Below are 23,950 nucleotides of genomic sequence, written 5' to 3'. Positions count from 1 at the left end.
AGATGCCTCCTGGACTTCATCTGATCATGCTCGTCCCTAGCTCAGGATAGGAACAAGCATGATCAGCACTCAACATTCTAATTCTGGGATGCAGCCTGGACTGCGCCGTAAGCCCAGTGATTTACAGATACATCCTTCCATCTGGATGTACCGGACAGATCAGGTTCGATATGAACCAGACGATTCAGCAATGTAACGGCCTCTGCTCGTGTCACAGCATCGTTCGGACGAAATGCTCCGTCTTGCGACACACTCATGATACCTGCTGCCAATACACGCTGAACTGCTTCGCGAGCCCAGTGCTGTGTAAGATCAGTAGCTTCGTTTGGCACAGCCGTTGTTGCTGCAGTTGCTTCTGCGTTTACATCCGCAGCTAATTCCTGAGTTTTCAAAATCCGCTCAATAATGACAGCCATCTCGGCTCGTGTAATGGAACGCCCTGGCATGAAATCTCCGGCATCATTGCCTCGCATATATCCTGCCGCAGTCGCCTTTTTAATCGCTTCGCGTGCCCATTCAGCAACAGGCATATCCCGATAGGATGAACTGAGCGTAGCTTCATCGCTGTCCGACGGTAATACGCGAGACAGTAGGGCTGCCATTTCAGCACGCTGAACCGCCTGATTCGGTCTGAACGTGCCATCCGCATAGCCTTGAATGTAGGCTGATGACTGGTCTCCGTTCATCAAAATAATGGAAAATGTGCTGAACTTGGTGACTTCAAACTCAATTCCGGGTTGATCTGTTCCATTAAACTTAACGATTTTACCCTTAACGAGTTCCTTCGTTCCATCGCTATGTTCAATAAATACTTGCAGCTTGTCCAGTTCCTTCTGCGTCAGGTTTGTATCTCTGATTGGCAGCACAACCGTCACTGGACGACTGCTCATATTCGTCTCAATCGTCATTGGACGACCTACCAAGCGGAAATCGGCGGTATTGGTTGACTGTTTGACGATTAATGGATCTTTCTGGATACGCTGCTCCACCACTTCACGTCCTGCGGCATCCTTGATCGGCACAAGATGGAAGAAAATATCCGAGACAAGTCCCTGTAAAGAATTCGCCGGAAGTTGCAGGGAAGCATTATCCGTTTCAATATACAGATTCATCTTCTCATCAGCCATCAGTGAAGTAGACTTGGCTGGAAGCTTCACGTTCAGTTCGGATACCTCGTCCTTCTCATCCGGAATCATGATCCGGGCAATATTCGAACCGGCCTTCTTCAGGCTTTCAATTGCACGAGAAGTCTGCTCAGCCGTCAGATTCACCTCGTCTTTTTTGCGTCCATCTGCCCCTGTTGTTCTTTCGATGATTGTTGCTGAAACAATAGCATTCGCATTCCGTTCATTAGTCACATTTACTGTAATTTTCTCGGAAGTGCTTGCATGCGTGGATGGTGTTGACGAACCACCGGATGAACTTCCTGAACTGGACGAACCCGGATTGGATGGTGTTGTTGGTGTTGTTGGTGTTGTTGGTGTTGTTGGCTCACCAACGACCGTGATATCGCCTGATATTGCCTGTTTCTTCATTTCAATCCCATCCGTATCCGTCACGGTGAAGTTTTCGAGTAGCGTCTCGTTGACGAACTCCACCGGATACTCGCCTGCAACAGCATTGGAGGTAATCGTGAATTCAATTTTGAACAACGTCTGGTAGGTCTTGGGCGCCGCCGGGATAGGACTCAGCCCTCCATTTGCATCACTCCAGCCCACGATAAGCGATCCTGTCTCATTATTCGCATGATGTCGTATTCCCGGATTGCCTGTAACATCAGTAACTTGCAAGGCTGCAGGATTGAACTTCATGCGTACCCCGTAAGAGCCAATCGGTTGGTTAAGCGTCACCGTTTCGACCGTTAGCGTTACCTTGTCACCTGCTTTTCCTTCTTCTGATCCGATGTAGACAATAACATTCCCAACCGGCTTCTCATCTGCCAGCACAGTAACTTGCCCGGCTTCTCCAGTCACCTGGAACGGATCAAATTCCTTCACCAGTGCGCCCGCATGAAGAGTTACTAAGCTTGAACCGATAACCGCACTCTCTTTAATTTTAAAATGAAGGGAATATAGCGCCGTGGATTCCTGAATGAAATTTTGCGTCGTCATTACCACTGAAATATTCCCTGGAGCAGACGTATCTTCAGTTAGGCTAACTCCCTGATAATGTTCATAGGCTTGGCGGTTTACAACCTCGTCCCCTTCCACGAGTTCAAGCACAGCCGAATCATAGGCAAAAGACAGTTCTGAGTGATAAAAAGAAAATTCTGAGCCTTTTGAATCATAGGATACAGGCACTTCGACGATGTCTCCTGGTTTACCGGATACTTCTCCGATATGAATGACAGGATCTACACTGGCCTGTGCCTGAGGAAGCCACGAAAAGATCATGGAAACCGTGAGCAGCATAGTCAGAAGCGTCTTCATGGACCGTTTGGATTTTACAGAAATTAAATGTCCCTTATGCTTTGGCAAGATAGTCACTCCCTTCTAATTTTACGAATTAATCCCCAAGAAAACGCCCATAATCAGGGCTGAATCTTTGGCATCTAGTACACCATCATCATTCATGTCCAACGCTTCAATCTGACTCGGTGTTAACGTGATTAAACCTTTGATATATTTATTCACTAATAAGGCATCTGCAGGTGTAATCACACCATCACCATTGGCATCACCTTTAATTCGCAGCATAATCGTTACATCCACGCTATCCGAAAATACAGCTCCATTGTTGGCCTGCCAGCCAAACGTTGTCTTTATCCCTGTAAAAGCTGAAGCAGAAACAAAGGCCAATGTGTTCAACTCTGCGACAGGAATAACCTGATTCTTCACGACATCAATGCCATTCAGCTGCAATTTGCCGCTGTCAGGGAGAGACGTAATGCGTATATCCGTCATAGGCCGCTCCTCTGGATCGGCATAATTTCTTTCAAAATCGGTGGATGTAAAGGTTACTGGTAGCCCTTGTTTAACTGTTTTGGAAAATGCACCCACAGCCGGCTTAGGCGTATTATCTTGGCTGAGACCCAGAGTACGAGCAGAAGTTCCGTCTGCACTGAAAATGACGATACGGTCTCTCGCCGTATCAGCCATGTACACTTCGCCTTCCGGTCCGAAAGCAATCTGATTACTGAGGTCAATGGGATAAGTCTCGTTTCCACTCACCCATGTACTCAAGACAGGAGCGTTAGGATATACGAAGCCTTCATAGCCCGTTTGCATAATCTGATTCTCGCTCACAACGTATAAACGTTTGTTTACTACATCCAGTGTCAGATCTGCAAGCTTGTCTGTTGAATTCTGTATACTAACCAAAGGGTAGATATAGACTCCATTATTATAGGTATACCACATATTTTGTCCCACCTCGTTATTACCGGAGATTACACTGGAGTATTCCTCCAAATTGATCCTGCTTCCACTTCCTGAGTTGTCCAGGTTAGTAAAAGAAAATTTAGTATTTTTCTGTATAGCATTATTCACCAAGCTGTTCTCGCTATAGGTTACACCTATAGCTTCTTTGTTGTACTGTTTAAATCTGATGACATTTCGAATATACCTTTGATCCACGCCTTGACCAAAGTTCATCCAATATTTATTGTTCAAGTCGATGGGTGGTGCGTTTACTGTGCCATCCGGGTTAAAAATATGGATCTGTAAGGATGCCCCTGATTGGGCTGCATAGATTAATCCATCGTTATCCATCGTTACCGCCGTTACTTGGTTGACCTCCATGGTGGACAGCACTTCGCCTTCCGCTGTAGCCCGAATAACCCGATTGTTGCCGCTGTCTGCGATCAACATCTCTGTTTCACCATCAACCGTCTTATAGAACTCAATGTCTGTAGGTTGGCTTAACGAAATGGGTGTTGTTGCAGCCAGTACCGATGAAGCTGGAAAACCCACGCTTGTGAGTAATGTAATGACAAGAGCAAGCACAGTCCACCGTATAAACTTCACTCTTGTACCCCTTCCAATGTATAGACTCAATTGTTCTCCTCCTTAGCCTTTCTGATGACTTACTGTTTCAATATACATAGCAGCTCTTAACAATCACTGAAAACCTCAGAACCAATAGAATACGGAGGGGAAGCCCTTTTTTCCTCAAAAAAAAACGAAGGAATTGACGGATACACCCGTTAATCCCTATCGCTAATGTTTTATTCATATAAATTAGACATGACACTGCAACTGATCGATCGCTTCGTTCTACCGAATAAAAAGTTTCATCAATGTATTAAAAACCGGATTCACAATATAACCTGTCGGTTGGATCGAATACCTCTTACCCGAGTTCAGACGACTGATCTTTTCCATTTCCTCAGCGGATAGCTCAAAATCAAAGATCTCACTATTTTCTCTGATCCGCTTTGGATTGGATGATTTGGGAATCAAGATGACGCCCCGTTCCAGATGCCAGCGCAAAATGACCTGAGCCACCGTTTTGTGATGATGATCGGCGATTTCCTTCAATACAGGATGCTGCAACAATACCTTGTTTCCCTGCCCCAACGGACCCCACGCCTCATGCAAAATCTGATGTTTGTCCATATAGGCACGTAATTCGTTTTGCGGAAACTCCGGGTGCGTCTCAATCTGGTTGATCATCGGCAAGATTTTCGTGTGCTTCCTTAATTCCTCCAGATGCTGAATCTCAAAGTTGGCGACCCCAATGACTCTGATCTTGCCTTCCTCGTATAATTCCTCCATCGCTTTCCACGTTTCGATATACTTGGGCGAGGCAAAATGGATTAAGTACATGTCAAGGTAATCCACACCCAGTTTGTTTATCGTTTTCTGAAAAGCGTTCTTGGTCGCTTCATAGCCATGATCTGTATTCCAGACTTTCGACGTAATGAAGAATTGCTCACGCGGGATCTGGCTATGACGGATCTCTGCCCCAGCGCTTTCTCATTCCCATAGATTCGGGCAGTATCAAAATGTCGGTACCCGACCTGAATGGCCTCGCGAATCGCTGTTGTAAATTCTGCTTCTTTCGTTATTTTGTAAACTCCAAACCCCAGTTGAGGAATGGGAACCCCGTTTCTGGCTTCAACCACTTTGGTATGCAAATTCATTTTGACCGCTCCTCCCAAAAACAAATCATAATATACTTGATATATATTATATCTAGTTAAATCCAAAAAAGAGGTTAACCCTTTTTCTCTTCATGGAACAGATCGGTTAACCGTATTTCTTTTAAATAATTGTGCATTGCGATCTCCGCACCTTCAAGATGATGAATGACCTTTCGTTTCACGTCGTCCACGTCTTGTCCCTGGAGCTTTACATCGGTATGAATTTTAAACAAGTCTTTGCCGGGTTCAACTGCCAGGAATACATCCAACATTGTGATTTCCGATAAAGGCTGAGCAAGCAGTATGCCGCCCTTGGCACCTTCTTTGGCCATCGTCAGTTTGGCGTTATTCAGGTTTCGAATGACTTTTACCGTCGTAGGTACCGGAATATTTAGCTGCTCCGATATCACTTTGGTCGATAGGTAATTGTAACAGTTCTTCTCGGTATAGGAGTGAACGTAGAGAAGAATAGAGATTCCCTGTGATAAGGCTGTAGAATATGCCACTTTGATTCATCCTTACTATTTCTTTTCTGAATATACTATATATCTTTTATGTTTAGTTAGCAACTACAACACAATCTCCATCCCTTAACTTTACTGAGTTCACTCTACCCTCGATTTCATCGCTGCATATTTACTGGGCGTGATGCCTACAGCAGCCTTGAAAGACCGACTGAACAGATGAATACTCGAAAAGCCAACATCCTCGGCTATCCGGGTTAGATTATGTGTTCCTTCTATAATTCTTTTCTGGGATTGCTCTATTCTGATATGTGTCACATATTTGTGAAGGGTAATGCCCAGCTTGCTTTTGAACAAATGCGATAAATGGTTCGTCGATACACCGACATGTCTACTGATGGCAGCATTATTTAATTGAGGGTCGGCGTAGCATTCATGAATATAACGAATCGACTTTTCAATGAATGCCCACCCCTTGGTTAGGTTCCCCTCTTGGTTCTGATCTTCGGATTGATTTTTGAAGAACAGATGCAGCAATTCCAAACATATGGATTTCGTGATTAACGAAGATCCTCCCCGTTGCTCCTGAAACTCCTTATGCATGAGCGCAAATCTCATTTTCCATTCGATTCGATCAGCTAGCTGCAAATGAGAGATGGGGCGTATGGAAGCCAGATTCATTTCTCTATCCGCCATATCGGGTCTTTCAGTATGAGTTGCACTCGTGTTCTTCAATAAACTTCGCTCTTCCTCATAATACAGATCAAAATGAAAAATATACTGAATCAATGGCTGCGTGGAGGTGGACCGAATGATATGAGACATGAATGGATGCATCAGCACCATATCGCCTTCTTGGACCAGGTATTTCACACCACTCAAGAAGAACTCCGCTTCCCCTTGTTCAATGTATGTATACACGTGATCGTGGTCTATCCATTCCCCTGCCAAAGAAAAGGATTCCGTCATTCTCGCCGCCCTTACGAATGGCGAAATGCTATTCATCCATGGCTCATACACATGTGATCCCCCAACTGCCTTCTCTCTGATCCGGTTTATATTTTGGCAAACACGCTATCGAAGCCTGCTTTGGACTTGGCAAACAATTCACTTGAATCGAGGGTTAGCGTTGGTGCCAGCACCTCTTGAGATACGACGCCTGTGTAACCAATCGCTTGCAGGTTCTTCAAGAACCCCTGCAGATCGATTACTCCCTCACCAGGGTATAAACGCTCATAATCCAGCAATTCTTCAATGGGTAGATCATAGGCATCATTAATATGGACGTGAACAACTTGTTCCTTCTTTAGATTCAACACTTCTTCGATCGCTAAACCGTTCGTATGCCAATGGTAGGAATCCACCAACAAACCTACATTGGGAGCATGGATCGTTTCGATCCAGTCCAGCGTATCCTCCACACTCCAAATGAATGGATTCTTCCATTGAGTTCGCAGATGATGGCAACCAACAAACTCCAATCCTAGTCGAATTCCATATGCGTCCAGAATATCTGCACACAGTCTCAGTCGTCTGGTAGCTGCCGCCATAAACGATGCTGCTTGCTGATCCGTGGAAGGTAAAATATAGGTACAGCAGCTGTAACAGTTCAACGAAGCAGCGGCTTCTGCCATTTGAACCAGAGATTGAAGTCCTTCGCGGAATTGTTCATCTGTGGTTCTCCATTCTACGGTCAGATCGGATGAACCGATGATCACCTGATTACTTTCCAACAGATATTTGGCCTGCTCCTGACCCACCTCTTGAATCAATGAGAGCGGATTCAAATCTACAGACTGAAATCCGTATTTTGCAGCATTCGTAATATATTGTTCGTTGGACTCGATGTTCCCCAAGCCTGCTCTTGTTAACCCTCTAATCATTCCAATCTCCTCCTAGGACCAGTCAAACAGTACACCGTTATATTGGTCTTTATTTATTCTTAGGCCTTCGTATGCTTCTTGCGCTTGTTCCGGCTTCATCACATGACTGATCAATGGTTCGATATGCAGCTGGTTCTTTAACATCAGTTCAAATACAATGTTCGAATTTCTCACCAGGGAATGCTTGACGAATTCATTCGGCTCCACCGGGAAGCGCCATTCATGTGCTCCTTTAAACGTAATGCACCCTCGTCCATACAGGTGGCAATAGTTCAATATATCGGTGACATCTGTGTTATATTCGCCTCGTGGACTGCCCAGGAAAATAATCTCTCCCAGCTTTGCGATCCACTCCAGACTTTGAACACCTACACTGGGCACACCCGTCGCTTCAATGTGGGTAGAGACACCTGTTCCATTCGTGATGGTGTGTATCTTTTCTTTTACTTTATCTTCTCCGCCATGAAGCGTATAGTCAACCCCACATGCCTGAGCTGTACGGATTCGTTCCGTTGACAGGTCCACACCAATCACCGTTGCACCTTGCAGGCGCGCCAATTGAGCAGCCAAATTCCCTACCAATCCGAGCCCCGTCACGCCCACAACATCCCCAAGTTCAATATTGGATACACGAACCGAGGTGAACGCTACAGTCGCCATACGGGTAAAGGGAACCCACTTCAAATCCAGCTTCTCAGGAACTTTGATGAAAACATGATCTGTGGATACCACTTGATATTCAGCATGATGACCATAATGGAACACAACGTCCCCAGGCTGAACATGGTCTACACCCTGCCCCACCTCGATCACTTCACTTACACTCGCATACCCCGGACATACGGGAAGCTTGGCCCATTCTTCTTTTCCCGATAACATCGCCAGCTCCGTTCCTGGACTGATAAGGGAATAGATCAATTTTACCAATACTTCCTTCTCACCTAGGGGTGGCAAAATAAAGTCCTCCTCTACCGTCTCCACTTGCAGCGGACGAGTAAACATGATCTTTCTATTCTTCATTACCTTCACTCCCTTCTTATCGTTTTAACTACAATATAAGACTTTTCATTAGCCATGTCTTTGATTGCAAAACCGATTTTTTATCTAAAACAACGATTTTAAAACCTTTGTAAGTGAATCCAGCATAAACGTAAAAAGACTCACAAGATCCAATGATCTGTGAGCCTCAAGTTCAATCCTATTCAGCCGTGGTGTGATGCGGTGCCGTACTCCCGCTAGACGATTGACTGCTTCATCATAGCCAGCCGTCATTGAAACCGGATTGGCCGCATGGTTCCTTTTTTGCTAATTCCACAGCTACACTTGTCACTTCTCAACCGCCAACTACGGCTGCAACCCATGAACCTCAAACTCATAGATTCGGGCTGCCGTATCGCCGCCCTGCGTAGGTTTCAGCACATTCAGCTTCACATAACGAGCCTTAACCAGCGCAATCGCGTCCGATGTTTCGGCTGCCATGTTCCCCTGTACTTGAACTACATCGGACCAGTTCACGCCATCAGCACTGACCTGGATGGAATAGTCGCTCGTATTAAAACCGGACCATTCCCCACCACTCTCCGCATGTTTGATGACAAAACCACTGATCTGATGTTCATTGCCGAGATCAACCTGCAACCAATGCTGCTGATTCCCCAGTGCGCACCACTTGCTGTTGTCGGTCACCTTGCCGTCGATCGCCTTTCCCGCGCCTTCAGCAGGTCCGCAGGCATGGTCCGCAGTCGCCGTTTTGCCAAGTGCGACATTCTTGACCCCGGAAGCGCCCTTGCTGACGGTGATCAAAGCTTGCTTCGTTACCGTATCCTGCCCCGAGCTGTTGGTAGCTGTAAGCGTCACACGGTACGTGCCTTCCTTGTCATACGTTACCACTGGATGCTGTTCCGTGCTGATCCCTGGACTGCCGTTCTCGAAAGTCCACGACCAGCCTTCCGTCACCTCGGAAGAGAGGTCGGTGAAATGCACTTGCTGACCCGGTGCGATAAGTGTTGCATCGGCCTTGAATCCTGCTTCCGGCTTCGGATACGCTGGCCACTGGATGGTCACGCTGGCAGCCTGGCCGGGCTCATATTTTGCATTCACTGCCACGACTTTCAGTACAGTTGCCTGTTCCGCGTTGATTCTCTTCATCTCAGGCACATAGAAGACGTTATTGGCGGTCGCACCGACCCAAGTCTCTTTGCCGTCGGGCAGCACGCGGTAAATCTCATATTGTTGAACTTCCTCGTCCAACGCTTTCCATTGCAACCTGGCATCGCCGTAAATGCCCCCGCGGAAGTCGGATTGGATGACATTTAATTCTTGAACCGCTTCAAGTGGCTTCACTGGATTAGAATTGTTATGAATGGAAATCTGACCGATATGGATGTCATAATCCGATATGATTTCCTTGCTGTCAAAATACAAAGACAGTGCCACAATCCGCTTTCCTTTGTAAGGCGTCAGATTCAAGATGTCCGTCGTCCAACCCGATGCCTTTTTGTCTTTTACATCCAGAAAGACGAACTGGTCCGGATGGTCTGCAAAAGCTAGCCCAACCTTCATGCTCGGCTTGTTCTGCGTTTTATACGTGATCGACAGCTTGGTAGCTGGCTCAATCTTCAGATCGGTTTGATACAGCTTTAGATGGGTGGTATTTGCTGAACTTAGCGTACCCGCTACCTTGAGGGAACTGCCGCCATAGTAGGCATCCGACCAATCGAGAGAAGGCTTCAACGCCGTGCCTTTACTCTCTGCTAACCAGCGCCATGTCGGAAGCACATCCTGCAAACTGCGGTTATTCCATCCGGTCTCCCGCACCTGCGTGCCATCCACATAAAATTTCTCGCCACTGCCCGTATTGAAGCTGGTGGTGAATGGCAGCTGATCTATCGGCGAAGATTCAACCACATTGTTCGCAATCCCTTTCCAAGCCTGGCTTGTCGCCGTATTGGCCGGGTTGCCGTTCTGTCCTACCCAGAATTTATTCTCACGAGCAAAGAAATCAGTCATACTGTCCGCGCTGTTGAACGCCCAATCAGGTCGGTAAATGCCGAGCGAAGTCACAGCCGGTTTTCCCTCAGGAAACAGCGAATTCCATTTCAGACTGGTATCGTACCCTTTAGCTTCGACATCGATGCCTGCGAACAGTTCGAATGGTGATCTGCTCAGGCTCTTGGCTTTGGCAGCAGAACTGCCAAGGTCATTCCACCAAAAGTTCAGGAACATGCTGTCTGATACCTTGTTCCCGTTATCCTGCAGGAACATCGCGTTCCGGTCCGTCAGCGCATTCTGCCAGGAAATATTGCCTTCCCTCGTCATGGAATCATACCAGATGATCTCCATTCCCGCGGGCTTATGGTCCTGAAGATAACGGAGGAATGCCTTCATCAACTGTGCGTCTGCGGCTGTTCCGCCCTCGGTCTCCTGGTTGATAAACCAGCCGTCAAAACCGTAGTACTCAGCGACCTCGATCAGTTTATCCGCCGCCGGAAAAGAACCGTCGCTGTTTTGCTGAAGCATTTGCTTCACCCACTCATATTTGCCACCGTACACGGATGGCGGGAAGAACACCGTGCCCATGATTGGCACTCCGTTCCGGTGTGCCGCATCAATCGTATCAGCGCTTGGCGGCACAATAATGCCTTCTCCCGCCGAGCCGCCCCAATATACGAGCTTGTCGACATACTGCCAGTAAGAGAACGTATTCGCAGAGAATGTATCCGAGCCCTGCGATGGAACGCCGCTGGTTCCCTGATTCAGCGCAGACAACGCCATTACTTTCGCATCTTTCGTTGCATTGGGGTTAACACCGTCCCCCGTGAAACGGCTCTGGAGCGGAACAGTGCTCCGGTTGAAGGCCGCATCCGGGTCGGAAACCGGATTCCATTGGAGCAATTGCTCCGGCAACCAATACGATGAATAAGGTTGCTTCGCCAAGGCCGCTGAGGAAAGAGCAGCGCATACCATTATGACCAATATGAGACTAGCACCAAGCTTTTTCATGCCATACCCTCCAATCCAATTTTGGCAATCCAATCAGGGTAAGAAGAAACGCCCGTCAAACCGGACAGACGTTTCCATGTCTACTTTATAATTCAGACTTATTTTGGATTTGCAGCTTGCCATTCATCGTATTGCTTTTGCGCTTCTGCAATCACTTTATCCAGACCTGCCGCTTTCAACTTCTCGATCGCTTTCGGCAGATGCTCATCCGGGTCAACCGCACCCGTCATGATGGATGGGTAGAATTCCTTCACGATGGCGGAGATTGAAGCCACTTCCGTCTTCACCGGGTCAGGATTGAAGTTGAAGCCAAAGCTTGGAGCAACTTTCGCGGAATTGTTGAACTCTTTGAACGCTTCCCATTTATCGGCTGGATCTTCCTTGTGCATGTAAGTCAGGAACAGGTTACCCAAGGCAAAGCCAGGCATCTGGAATCCGTCCTTCATCGCTGGCAGGTCCTCAATGACATTATCCGAAATCTTTTTGTAATGTGTACCTTCAATGCCGTAGTTGATCAGGTTACGCAGATACGGATCGGTATTCAGCAAGTTCAGGAACATCATGGCCCGTTCAGGGTTTTTGGAGTTCGCCGAAATCGCATGCATAGCACCTGTTGCCGAGCCGGTGAAAATAACCGGATCCTGCATCGGTGTAGTCACGATATCATAGCCAGCGCTTCTGGACCATCCCAGTTCGGCGTAAGGCTGAGTCTGTTCACGGTCAACAAACCATTTGCCTGTCTTGATGTTGTCGATACCTTCCAATGTTGCTACATCCTTGCGCAGATAACCAGCCTGATAGTATTTGCGGATGGTTTTCAAGGAACTCTTCAGCTCTTCGGATTCCAGCACATTAACGTATTTACTGGTGTCACCGTTCATGTTGATGCCGACCGGGAATTCGTCACCCAACAGGAAGTCGAATGCCAGATAAGGCTTAAAGCCCTTCGGAACAGCCAGCGGAGTGATGTCGGCCGGCTCATTGTCTTTGATTTGCTTCAGGTAAGGCTCCAGATCCTCTAATGTACGAATCTTGGTGATGTCCATGTTGTATTTATCCACGTACTGCTTGTTGAAGCGCCATACCCATTGTGAAGCCAGCTCTTTGTTAACTGGCACGGCATAGTTTTGACCACCGATCTGTGAGCCTGTAAGGAAGCGTGGATCAAGCTGCTCTTTAATGCCCTGACCGTATTTATCCAACAGATCATTGATTGGCAGGAACGCCCCTCTAGTAGCATTTGGCAAATAGTCATAAGCCCACGAAGAGGTGAAAGCGATATCATAATTTTCGCCCGAAGCGGTAATGACCGGCATCCGTTTGGAATAATCGCCCCAGTCAATCATCGTGATGTCGACGGTTGTATTTATTTTCTCCATTAAATATTTGTTCATTTCATCCTGTACAATGGGCAGGTCGCGCTGTGGACCACCGATCAGATATACCTTGAGCTTTACCGGGTCCTTATCGCCGGACTCTCCCCGGATGCCGTATTCCCGCTAGTATCATTGGTATTACTGCCACCGCAGCCTGCAAGCATCGTAGCAAAAGCAAGCATTAAAGCAGCCATGAGCAGAGCGATTTTTCTTGTCTTCATGTGTATCCCCCTTATTAATGTTATTGTTACTGCCCTTTGGGGCAGGCACAACCAGACTTATTCTTTGACCGAACCAATGGTCAGGCCCTGTATAAAATACTTTTGGAAAAACGGATACGCCAGCGCAACCGGCAGTGTAGCCAAGACAACCATCGCCATGCGGACGGTCTCCGTTGGCAGTGTCGAGGCAATGTCGTAGGACACGACCCGGCTGCTGTTTTGCACAACAAAATCCATATTGTTCTGTATTCGAATCAACAATGTCTGGAGCGGAATCAATTTCGCATTGTCGATATAGAGCAGCGCATTGAACCAGTCATTCCAGAATCCTAACGTACTGAACAATCCAATAGTCGCAATGCCCGGCAACGAAATCGGCAGTACGATGCGCGTATAGATACCGAATTCAGTAGCTCCGTCGATTTTGGCCGACTCAATAACTGCATCCGGCACGGTGGTCGTGAAAAATGTACGCATAACGATAATGTAAAAAGCGTTCATGATCGACGGCAGGATCAGCGCCCATATCGAATCCCGCAAGTGCAGCACCTGCGTAACCACAATGTAACTGGGAACGAGACCGCCGGAAAATAGCATGGTGAAGAAGGCCAAAAAGCTGAAAAACCGACGCTGTGCAAAATTTTTGCGCGAGATGGCATACGCATACGTAGTGACCAAATACAATGTCAGCGCGGTTCCGACAACCGTCACCGTTAAGGTAACCCCAAACGATTGGGCCATCTGCTGCCCGGATTCCATAAGAAATCGGTAGGCATCCAGCGTCCAGACTTCAGGAATTAATTTAAATCCATTGATCGCCAGCGTCTTCTCATCGGTAAATGAGATGATGATGATGAACAGAAATGGAAAGATACAAGATAAGGCAAACAGACCGATGGCTATATTAAAAACCACATTGGATAACGGTGAAATGGCATTCAGATCTTTTGGTTTCTTTCTGCTCCTCTTCGCAGGAGCAGATGCCCGCTTTATCGGTTCGCTTAAGTTACTCATGGATAGCACCTCCCTTGCCGCAGCCTAGAATACGGCATAATCCTTTTCAATTTTACGCACAGCATAATTAGCCAGCAGGACAAGAATCAAACCAACAACCGATTGATACAATCCTGTAGCCGTACTCATTCCCGTATCGCCCATAATGGTTAAGCCGCGGTATACAAAAGTGTCGATGACATTGGTGACCGGATACAGTGCACCGGAATCCCGTGGAACCTGATAGAACAGTCCAAAGTCGGAACGGAAGATGCCGCCGATCGCCAGAATGGTCAGAATGATCATCAGCGGCCTGAGCAGCGGCAGCGTAATGTACCGGATCTGTTTCCACTTGGTGGCGCCGTCGATCATCGCTGCCTCATAATAAGAGCGGTCGATACCCGCGATTGCTGCCAGATAGACTACGCTGCCATATCCTGCACCTTTCCACAGGCCGAGCAGAATGAGAAAATACGGCCAATACCCTGTCTCGCTGTACCAACTGACCGGATCTCCTCCGAAATAGGTAATGATCTGGTTGAACACACCCTTTTCCACACTCAGAAACGAAAAGACGAAATAACTGATAATAACCCAGGACAAGAAATAAGGCATAAACATCGCGGTCTGGTAGATCTTCGCGAGCCGTTTATTCAGCAGTTCGTTCATAATGATCGCAAGCGTCACCGCGAGGACCAATCCGAGAAAGATGAGACCCAGGTTATACAAAATAGTATTACGTGTGATGATATAGGCGTCACTGGTGGAGAACAGAAACTCAAAGTTCTTGAACCCGACCCAATCGCTTTTTAGAACGCTTTCAAGAAATCCGCCGGATGAATCCGGAAGTCCTTAAAAGCAATAATCGTTCCGAACATTGGCAAATAGGCAAAAATGATAAACCACGCTGCTCCCGGCAGTACCAGCAGAAGAAACGCCTTGTTCTTCATCAGACTTTTGAAGATGCCCAGCACGGCTGTCCCTCCTTATAATCGCATTCACTGTCGCTTAGCTGCACCCAGTATTAATCCCCTATGACCAACACTGGCAGACCTAAGCCCTCTTGGTGCTTTGGATTCCTCGTTCACTCCTTCCTCCATTATGCAAGCGCTACCAATTTGGGGATAGTTGAAAAACCCAATAAATTGATGGATTAATTAAAGATCGTGCATTCATTCCATAGCAAAAAACACACCCGCACGGGGTGTGTCTTCACTCAGCCGGCAAGCCCGGCTTATTTTTTCATGTAGATGGAGCGCAGCTCCGTGGGAGAAACACCCGCATATTTCTTGAACTGTCTGTAAAAATAAGTGGAGTCCCAGTAGCCTACCTCGCCCGCGATTTCGGCCGTCTTTTTGTCCGAATATAACAGCAAATGAGTGGCTCGCTCAATTCGGTACTGGTTCACATAATCGGAAAAGGTGGTGCCGACCTCCTGTTGAAACAATTGGCCGAGGTAGTTCGGATGGAGCTCCAGCCGCTGACTGAGCGTCTTTAGTGAAAGCTCATCCTGGTAGTGATTCTTCACTACCTCCAGCACAGCCATGATATGCGGGCTGTACGTTTTCTCGGCGGTGTGATATGTATTTAGCGTACGATGAACGGTTTTTCTCACCAGCTGCTTCAGTTGGCTGAGCGTATGAATTCTGGACAGGGGGCCGAAGATTTCGCCGTAGTCAGGTGTTTTCTCCAATTCCTTGGCAGCCAGCATCAGCTGGATAGCAGAATTGAAGAACGGCGTTCTCGGGAAGCAGCGTTCCTTACCCTCAACCATGAAAAATTCGTCGATGAACCGGTCCACCTCTGTACTTTCCCCATCCCGCAGCAGCTTGTGGAACTGCTCCATCGCTGGCCCAGGCTTCTCCTGATGCGGATTGGCGTCTTCTTCGCTCTCCACTTGCATAATGAAGGTATCACCATCCATAAACAAATGATTCTGAAGCCACAGCTTTACAGACTTGCAGCTCTTCGGAAAACCCAGATAGGTCGACTCCGATTGGCCGATGATCCCCATGCACGTGCATCTGTGTCCTCGGCGACCGCTTGCTTCATCCTGCTGAGTGCCCGAAGCTGCCATTCATCACGATCTTCCGTAAGGCCTGAAACGAACAGCACCATGATGTCTCCTTCCTGATCGGGAAAGCAGATTACCACGCAGCCATCCGGAAGGCCTTGATTTCCGAGCAGCTCGCACTTCTCAGCGATTCCCGCAAGGTGTATCTGCGGATCATTCCCTTCGTCATCACCTACAATCCGCAGAGCGGCTGCACAATAACTGGACTTGTTCATGGGAATCTCCAGCAGCTGCGCACGCTCCCTAAATTCTTTGGCGTCAATGGTCTCATTCGCCCACCGCTGCAAAATATTGTTGCGCAGAATTCTCCAGCTCTGATCCATCTGAATCTGGCGGATTTCCTCCTGCTCCCAGTCGCGCTGCATATGCTTGATGGTTGCTTCCAATTCGTCCATATTGACTGGCTTGAGCAGGTAGTTCTCTACCCCCAGCGAGATGCCTTCCCGCACATATTTGAATTCTTCGTAACCGCTCAAAATAATGAATTTGGTATACGGATTGCGCTCTTTGATCTCCCGGATCAGCTCAAGTCCGGTCATTTGCGGCATCATGATATCCGTAATAATCAGATCGACAGGTCCCTCGTCCATCATTGCTAGCGCTTCCAACCCATTGCAAGCCGTACCCGCAATCTGCATATTATTCTGATCCCAATCAATGATGGCTTGCATTCCTTTTACAATGAGCGGCTCATCATCGACCAACATTACACTTCTCATCCCGCTTCCTCCCTTGTGACTGGAATACTGATCGTCACCTCACATCCTTCGTCCTCCACACTGTTCAGGTGAAGACCATAATCACTGCCATAATTCAGACGTATGCGGTCGTGGACATTCTTAAGACCCAAAGATTGATCGGATGTCCCAGTAGTTTCATCGCCCGTGTGAAGCGCGTCTTGCAGTTCAAGCAACCTCTCCGCAGAGATCCCCTTTCCGTTATCCTTTACGCGAATACGGATCACACCATCTGCTTCTGCGGCGGTGATAATAATCCGGTTATCATCATCATTCGTACGAAAACCATGCACAATGTAATTTTCAATGATTGGCTGGATTAACAACTTGACGATCATGCTCCCCGCTGCTGCATTTTCAATATGAGTCTCCACTTCCAACTTGTCCTCATACCTGTACTGAACCAAAGCCAGGTACATGCCGCACAGCTCGATTTCCTCTGCCAAGGTTACATGCGTCTGCTTTTTGATCAAATGCCGGAACATCGTGGCAAGAATATAAATCATTTGTCCAACATCCCTGGCTCCCATGCTGATGGCTTTCATGCGGATGCTTTCCAACGTGTTGTACAGAAAATGGGGATTGATCTGGGCTTGCAAAGCCACGAGCTGCGCATTCTTTTGCTTGATCTCCGACACATATACCGTCTCTATGTAAGACTCCAGCCGATCACACATATGGTTAAATCTCTGCGAAATCTGCTGTAATTCATCTTCACCCTCCATCTCGATCCGTTTACTCAGATCACCCTCCTGCCAGCGCCGCATGTAAAGGACGAGCCTGTGAATTTTTTTGGAATATCGGCGGATGATGGTGAACGTTACCGCAAAACTAACAATGATGCACAGGATGACAATCCCGATAAGACTGAGACGAATCGCTTGAAGGCTCTGTTTAATGCGCGACTCCGGAATAATGGCAGCCACGACCATTCCTGTATTCCCGATATTCAGCAACTGCACCTTGGAGCGTTCCTCCAGATTCACCCAATCCTCCGGTAAATTCATCTGCCCCCAATAAGGGTAGACGGTGTTATCATACTTGCCCTGCGAATCAAAAATCACCTGACCCTCCCCGGTCATCAGCATGATCCTGTTGTCTTTGCCGTCGAGTCTGTCTCGCAGCAGCCCTTTGATCCGATCTGTATTCAGTTCAAACATAATTGCACCATACTGCTTCAATGTCACGGAGTCCTTGAGCACATTGGCATAGCTGTATGGGGTAGGGACATCATCCATTTTCCCTTCGAAAAGCGGTTCGCTGCCCATGTACTGCCACGGTGCACTTCGCAGCCGCTGGAACCAGTCCTTATGCCCTGCTGACAACTTGGGCTGATAGTAAAAGTGCTGGGTCTCCCGATTGAGAACATAGAAGAAATCCTGATCCGTGCTGTATAACACGACATTTGCAATCGAGGCTTCATCCTTTAGCAGCAGACGCAATTGATAATCAAAGTTCCCACGCTCCGTACGGTAGCTGTAAGCATATTGATTCAGGCGCCAATTGAGAAAATCCTCATATTCATGAGTCAGAAAATACTTCAAATCGTCGCCGATCATAGCGTCGGTATAAATCTGCTGCACGGCGTTATACAGTCGTTCGTACTGCTGATTCAGATTAATACTGACAATATCCAGTTCCTGCAGACTGGCATCCATCTGTTCCTGTACGACCCGCTGCTCATAGTAGCGGTAGGCCAGCACGGAGACACTGATGAACAACAGGACCATGACCATGGAATAAAACAACAGAATTTTGTTAAACATTTTTTTCTTCAGGTAATTTCTATACATGGTTCGTATCCTGGACATTCGTGCCTGAACACCTCCTTCAGACCCATTTCCAACTCAGTGTATCACCGTTTGGTTAAATTCGACAATCACCTGCTCCCAGGTACGTAATCCATATTTTGGTTTGTCAAAAGCGAATGGAAGCGCTATAATGGGCGCATTCCCCTATGAATATATGTAATACATACTCGCTTTGGATGCTCTCTAACTATGGATCACTCCCCGATAAAATGTACTGGGGGTTCTTAACGATGTTTCTTACTGAAAACAAACTTCAAGCACGTATCAATGAATTATCCGAGCTCCGTTACCGGGATCGTTTACCTTTACATGCTTTTCTTGCCTGCGAAGACCGCAGAGAAGAGATTAACCCTGCCCTACCGGGGGACGATAGCGATTGGAAGCCTATGCATACAGGAGAGAACTGGACCGGTCGAGATCTCTATTTGTGGCTTAGAACAAAAGCCGAGTTCCCTTCCTCTTGGGAGGATAAACGAATTGTCGGCCTATTTGATTTTGGCGATACCGGCGGTGGTAACAATTCTGGCTTTGAGTCGCTATTCTACTGGGATGGCAAGCCTTATCAAGGCGTGGATTCCAACCACAAGGAAGTGTTCTTCCCAGCCTCTGCGGCAGGCAGCACCAGCGAGTTGGTCTTCCGCTTATGGTCTGGTCTGGAAGGTGGCGGTCAGCCCCGCAATCAGACACATACGTTCAGACAAGCTGAACTGTGCTGGCTGGATGATGCTGTGGATGATCTTGTATTTACAGGGTCAGCGATTCTGGAAACGGTCCGAATTCTGGATGCCCATGCACCGGAACGTACGAAGCTGCTTCATGCGCTCCAGCAATCTTTCCGCCTCATTGACTGGTCGCAGCCTAAGTCCGATCTCTTCTATGCATCTGTCCATGACGCAAGGGATGACCTGAGTGCGCGACTGAGTACGATGGACAGAGCTTCTGATGTGACTGTCACCTGTATCGGCCATACTCATATTGACGTTGCCTGGTTGTGGCGGTTGAAGCATACACGTGAGAAATGCGCTCGTTCCTTCTCCACCGTAATGCGCCTGATGGAAATGTTCCCGGAGTATGTTTTCCTCCAAACACAGCCTCAGTTGTACGAATATGTGAAAGAGGACTACCCGGAACTGTACGAATCCATCAAGGAACGTGTCGCTGAAGGTCGCTGGGAAGCGGGCGGCGGCATGTGGCTGGAGGCAGACTGCAACCTGACCTCGGGCGAGTCTTTGGTTCGGCAGTTACTGATCGGCACTCGTTTTCTAAAAGAAGAGTTCGGGACAGAATGCCGATATCTATGGTTGCCAGATGTATTCGGCTACAGCTGGTCTCTGCCGCAAATTCTGAAAAAATCCGGCATTCATACGTTCATGACGACCAAAATCAGCTGGAACCAATACAACCGCATGCCATTCGATACATTTCACTGGCGCGGAATTGACGGCTCAGAAGTACTGACCCACTTCATTACCACACCCGAGCCGTGGTCGGAGCCGGGTTCATGGTTCTATACCTATAACGGAAAAATCATTCCGAAGACGGTCAAGGGTATCTGGGATGCCTACCGCGATAAGGAGATGAACCAGGATCTGCTTCTGTCGTACGGATACGGAGACGGCGGAGGCGGAGTTAACCGCGAAATGCTGGAGATGAGACGACGGCTGGATCAACTGCCCGGACTTCCCAAGGTCAAGACAGGACGCGCAGATGATTATTTTGAGAAGCTGCAGGAAACGGTGGAGAAGACCGATTCATACATCCATACATGGGATGGCGAGCTGTATCTGGAATATCACCGCGGAACGTATACCAGCCAGGCGTACAACAAACGGATGAACCGCAAGCTTGAGCTGGCTTACCGTGAAGCGGAATGGCTGAATGCATTGCAAAGTATTGTGCACAATGACTGGAATCTGTACCAAGCGAAGTCCTTGACCGAGGGATGGAAAATCATTTTGCGCAACCAGTTCCATGACATCATTCCCGGTTCCTCCATCACGGAGGTGTATGAGGACAGTAGAATTGAATATGCAGAAGCCGAGCAGATTGGCCGTAACGTGGACACGCAGGCTCGGACCGCTATCGCTGGCAGCGGAGAATCTCCTCATACGTACACCATCTGGAATGCTTCCCCATGGGTCGTTACAGAAATCGTGAGCATTCCTGCGGCATCAGGCGAATTGGAAACGGGAACCTGGCTGAGCGATTCCGGTGAGATTCTGAACGCTCAATACCAGGATGCACATTGGTCCGTCGAGGTGAAGGATATTCCTTCGCTGGGGTACACCACAATTCACTTCCAGAGCAATACGGTAAACGATATCCCTGAGCATTCGCCATTCATCCACACAGCCAATGGAATCGAGACGCCGTACTATCTGCTCGAGTGGAATGAGAATGGGCAGTTGACCCGCCTTTACGATAAAGAGTCACACCGTGAGGTGCTTGCCAAAGGCGCGAGAGGCAATGTGCTTCAGGTGTTCGAGGACAAACCACTTGCCCACGAGGCCTGGGATATTGATATCTTCTATCAGGAAGATATGCGAGAGATTACGAAATGCACCAGCATTGAAGTCATAGAGACTGGGCCGCTTCAGGCCGTGATCCGCTTCGCTTGGGCATACCTTGGCTCTACCATTACGCAGAACATGACTGTGTATACCGGGCATCGGCGGATCGATTATGACACTGAGGTGGATTGGCATCAACAACAGCAGCTGCTGAAGGTTGCCTTCCCTGTCGGTATCCGCTCCACCGAAGCCACCTATGACATTCAGTTCGGCAACGTTAAACGGCCAACGCATTGGAACACAAGCTGGGACTGGGCACGTTTCGAATCCGTTGGCCATCAATGGGCCGATCTGTCCGACAGAGGTTATGGCGTCAGCTTGCTGAATGATTCCAAATACGGTTATGACATCAAAGATAACGTCATGCGGTTAACCCTGATCAAGAGCGCGACGCATCCTGATCCACATGCCGATCAAGGACTGCACCGCTTCACCTATGCTCTTCTTCCGCACCAAGGGGATTGGCTGGTGGGTGGAACCGTGCAGCAGGCCTGGCTTCTGAATGCTCCACTTCGATATACACAAGGTCAATCAGAGCAGCCAAGTCGCTCCATGTTCACCTTGTCCGGCAGTACAGCCATGATCTCGGCGGTCAAGAAGGCCGAGGATTCCGATCGTGTCATCGTACGCGTTCATGATTATTCCGGCAGCATGAATACGCTGGAATTGACAAGTGATCTGCGGATTCACGCGTGGAGAGAATGCAATCTAATGGAATTGCCGGATGGTGGACTCCTGCATGATACGCCGGTAACTTTTACACTTGAGCCGTATGAGATCAAGACGTTTGAGATTGATCTGAGAGTATAATCGTATAACTGCAACAGCTCAACCAAAGAAACCAGCAAGTCCCCGATGATGGGCGACTTGCTGGTTTCTTCGTGCTGTCGTTATTATGGAGACTTTATGGATCGCCTTTAAAGCATTCTGAACTGGAAGCAAGTTCGATGTGCCATAATTGATTTATTTTGCCGTCTCCAATGAATAACGATTGCGTGGAATCTCAAGACCCAGATTACCCCGCAGTGTCTCATGCTCATACTCGGTACGGAACAGCCCGCGCTCTTGTAAAACAGGTACGACCAGATCCACGAAGTCCGCCAGTCCGTTCGGTACGACCGTACGGATATTGAAACCGTCCGCGGCTTCGCCTTCGAACCACTCCTGAATCTGATCGGCGATCTGATCCAGTGTACCGATAAAGGATGTGCGAGGCGTCGATGCAAGCAATGCGACTTGGCGGAGGGTCAACCCCTGTTCTCGTGCCTGCTGCTTGATCTTGTCCGTTGTACTGCGCGTTGTACTGCGGAAGCTGTTACCGTGGATAGAGGCGAAGCATATACTTCCGATGCAGCTTTCTCTCAGAAAGCTTTTAGCTTCGCTTTTCCAGGTTTTTTCTGTCCTCTCCGTTACGTGTAAATGAATAGTTCAACTTAAATAGATGCTTCTATTTTGACCGTAACGATTATTGTACTTGGACGGACATGAACACATCCACCTCATCTTCACTGTCCAAGACAAATCCAAAGCGTTCATACAAACGACGAGCCGGACTGCCCTGCAATACATTTAAAATAACACGTTTGCCCTTAACGTCATCCCGTTTCAGCAGTATGTCCAGCACTTGAGTCCCTATTTGCTGACCTTGATAATCGGGATGGATATAGAAATGTTCCAGTAGCATCTCCTCCAACTTGGGCTTCAGCGCTATACACCCCACCAATGCTCCCTCGACCTCGATAATCCACGTGTGAACAGGGTCGAATGTATTACGGAAACGTTCACGAACCTTCACTTCATCGTACCTTTTCAGCCTATGTAGATCATCATATAGAACCAAGGCTCGCAACTCTGCAAGACGCTCCTGATCTGCCTGCTCGGATTGACGCATGGTTATTTGGATCATTGAATGACCTCCTTTTTCGGATTAATTCACTCTAGATTCGACTACCTACGTTGCTTCGTCTTCATCCTCTTCTTCCATGCACTTCTGAATAAATTCAAATAACCCCGCAGCCTCAACTGACCGATGTCCCCAATCATGCCAAAAATATAGTACCTGTCCCACCGTCCCCGTTCCTGACGGATCGGTATCCAGACACAGATAATCCCCACCACCATTTTCAGCAATAGGTATCCATCTGGGGTTCCACAGCACGGGCTTAATGGCATCATCGTCAATCTCAAGTTCCATCTCGTCCGGTTCAAATTCCTCCTGCAAAAACGCCCAGTTCTCCTTCACCTGATCCAGAGGTGACAATGTCAGGTTACGAACAAATGGAGCTACGCCTATATTCCAGGCTTGTCCGTTATGCACACGATACAAAGCCTTCATCTCTTCAGGCAATGTCACACCAAGTTGATCTTCCACGGATTGAATATCTTCATCCGTCGCACCCGGCTGGAGCTTGAGCGTAACTCTACCATCTGCATTTGCTCCCGTCCCTTTTGCAATAATACGTTCCCACAGCAGTTCTGCTTGCTTGGTCATTCTCCATCCTCCTTCTTGTGCGCTTTATAGATTGTCTATATAAATTGAACTAAAGAATATTTACACTTGCCACTCCGATGACAGAACAACCTTCCGATCGCTGTTATCCCCAGATTTTTTTGAAATCCCTTATATAAAGGGGAAAATCCGGTGATAAAGGCGAACGCTCCGCTTCTTCAGGTTATTTCTGCCCTCTCCGTTATCGTGTATATGTTTATTTCAATTTATATAGTTTAATGATATAG

The 23,950-nt window shown here is 47.9% G+C and carries 14 protein-coding genes and 4 pseudogenes; 1 reads left to right on the top strand and 17 read right to left on the bottom strand.

Annotated features, from left to right (window positions below):
• Window positions 1-77: 77 nt before the first annotated feature.
• From ACTWJ7_RS10765 to ACTWJ7_RS10700, 14 genes and pseudogenes are all read right to left on the bottom strand, one after another.
• Window positions 78-2,477, bottom strand: a complete 2,400-nt coding sequence (locus ACTWJ7_RS10765) for an S-layer homology domain-containing protein (protein ID WP_301878200.1) — start codon at window positions 2,475-2,477, stop codon at window positions 78-80.
• Between the two features lie 21 nt (window positions 2,478-2,498).
• A complete protein-coding gene (locus ACTWJ7_RS10760; RefSeq protein WP_301878201.1) occupies window positions 2,499-3,995 on the bottom strand; it encodes a dockerin type I domain-containing protein in 1,497 nt (498 codons plus the stop codon).
• Window positions 3,996-4,214: 219 nt separating this feature from the next.
• A pseudogene (locus ACTWJ7_RS10755) lies at window positions 4,215-5,083 on the bottom strand (aldo/keto reductase).
• A 74-nt stretch (window positions 5,084-5,157) separates the two neighbouring features.
• Entirely contained in the window at window positions 5,158-5,589 is a 432-nt protein-coding gene (locus tag ACTWJ7_RS10750; protein ID WP_179132919.1) for an RrF2 family transcriptional regulator, read from the bottom strand.
• Between the two features lie 99 nt (window positions 5,590-5,688).
• Window positions 5,689-6,567 carry an AraC family transcriptional regulator gene (locus ACTWJ7_RS10745; RefSeq protein ID WP_079350570.1) on the bottom strand — a complete coding sequence of 293 codons (879 nt, stop codon included), beginning with the start codon at window positions 6,565-6,567 and terminating at the stop codon, window positions 5,689-5,691.
• 35 nt (window positions 6,568-6,602) lie between these two features.
• Entirely contained in the window at window positions 6,603-7,430 is an 828-nt protein-coding gene (locus ACTWJ7_RS10740) for a sugar phosphate isomerase/epimerase family protein (protein WP_301878203.1), read from the bottom strand.
• A 12-nt stretch (window positions 7,431-7,442) separates the two neighbouring features.
• The gene (locus ACTWJ7_RS10735; protein WP_079350572.1) at window positions 7,443-8,450 is read right to left on the bottom strand and encodes a zinc-dependent alcohol dehydrogenase; all 1,008 of its coding nucleotides are present in this window, start codon (window positions 8,448-8,450) and stop codon (window positions 7,443-7,445) included.
• Between the two features lie 324 nt (window positions 8,451-8,774).
• The gene (locus ACTWJ7_RS10730; RefSeq protein WP_301878204.1) at window positions 8,775-11,432 is read right to left on the bottom strand and encodes an endo-beta-N-acetylglucosaminidase; all 2,658 of its coding nucleotides are present in this window, start codon (window positions 11,430-11,432) and stop codon (window positions 8,775-8,777) included.
• Between the two features lie 98 nt (window positions 11,433-11,530).
• Window positions 11,531-13,029, bottom strand: a pseudogene (locus tag ACTWJ7_RS10725) (ABC transporter substrate-binding protein).
• A gap of 57 nt (window positions 13,030-13,086) precedes the next feature.
• A complete protein-coding gene (locus ACTWJ7_RS10720; RefSeq protein WP_079350575.1) occupies window positions 13,087-14,043 on the bottom strand; it encodes a carbohydrate ABC transporter permease in 957 nt (318 codons plus the stop codon).
• Window positions 14,044-14,067: 24 nt separating this feature from the next.
• Window positions 14,068-14,972 (bottom strand): annotated as a pseudogene (locus ACTWJ7_RS10715) (ABC transporter permease).
• Window positions 14,973-15,256: 284 nt separating this feature from the next.
• Window positions 15,257-16,036 carry a helix-turn-helix domain-containing protein gene (locus ACTWJ7_RS10710; protein ID WP_443145407.1) on the bottom strand — a complete coding sequence of 260 codons (780 nt, stop codon included), beginning with the start codon at window positions 16,034-16,036 and terminating at the stop codon, window positions 15,257-15,259.
• Complete coding sequence (locus ACTWJ7_RS10705; protein WP_443145406.1) at window positions 15,973-16,815, bottom strand: response regulator; 843 nt, start codon at window positions 16,813-16,815, stop codon at window positions 15,973-15,975. The genes ACTWJ7_RS10710 and ACTWJ7_RS10705 overlap by 64 nt, the downstream gene beginning before the upstream one ends.
• On the bottom strand, window positions 16,812-18,626 hold the full coding sequence (locus ACTWJ7_RS10700) for a cache domain-containing sensor histidine kinase (RefSeq protein WP_443145405.1): 1,815 nt from the start codon (window positions 18,624-18,626) through the stop codon (window positions 16,812-16,814). The genes ACTWJ7_RS10705 and ACTWJ7_RS10700 overlap by 4 nt, the downstream gene beginning before the upstream one ends.
• A gap of 248 nt (window positions 18,627-18,874) precedes the next feature.
• Between ACTWJ7_RS10700 and ACTWJ7_RS10695 the strand changes: the two genes are divergently transcribed.
• The gene (locus ACTWJ7_RS10695; protein ID WP_079350578.1) at window positions 18,875-22,024 is read left to right on the top strand and encodes an alpha-mannosidase; all 3,150 of its coding nucleotides are present in this window, start codon (window positions 18,875-18,877) and stop codon (window positions 22,022-22,024) included.
• Window positions 22,025-22,177: 153 nt separating this feature from the next.
• Here ACTWJ7_RS10695 and ACTWJ7_RS10690 read toward each other — a convergent pair.
• From ACTWJ7_RS10690 to ACTWJ7_RS10680, 3 genes and pseudogenes are all read right to left on the bottom strand, one after another.
• Window positions 22,178-22,540: pseudogene (locus ACTWJ7_RS10690) on the bottom strand (LLM class flavin-dependent oxidoreductase); the annotation flags it as partial.
• A gap of 139 nt (window positions 22,541-22,679) precedes the next feature.
• Entirely contained in the window at window positions 22,680-23,120 is a 441-nt protein-coding gene (locus tag ACTWJ7_RS10685) for a GNAT family N-acetyltransferase (RefSeq protein WP_079350579.1), read from the bottom strand.
• A gap of 45 nt (window positions 23,121-23,165) precedes the next feature.
• Window positions 23,166-23,705: an SMI1/KNR4 family protein gene (locus tag ACTWJ7_RS10680; protein WP_079350580.1), complete on the bottom strand. Its 540-nt coding sequence runs from the start codon at window positions 23,703-23,705 to the stop codon at window positions 23,166-23,168.
• Between the last annotated feature and the right edge of the window lie 245 nt (window positions 23,706-23,950).

Origin of the sequence: Paenibacillus sp. 1A_MP2, assembly GCF_052244825.1 — a bacterium.
GTDB classification, from domain to species: domain Bacteria; phylum Bacillota; class Bacilli; order Paenibacillales; family Paenibacillaceae; genus Paenibacillus; species Paenibacillus vandeheii.
The sequence above is the reverse complement of the archived record's forward strand: the minus strand, read 5'-3'. Positions and strand labels throughout refer to the sequence as shown.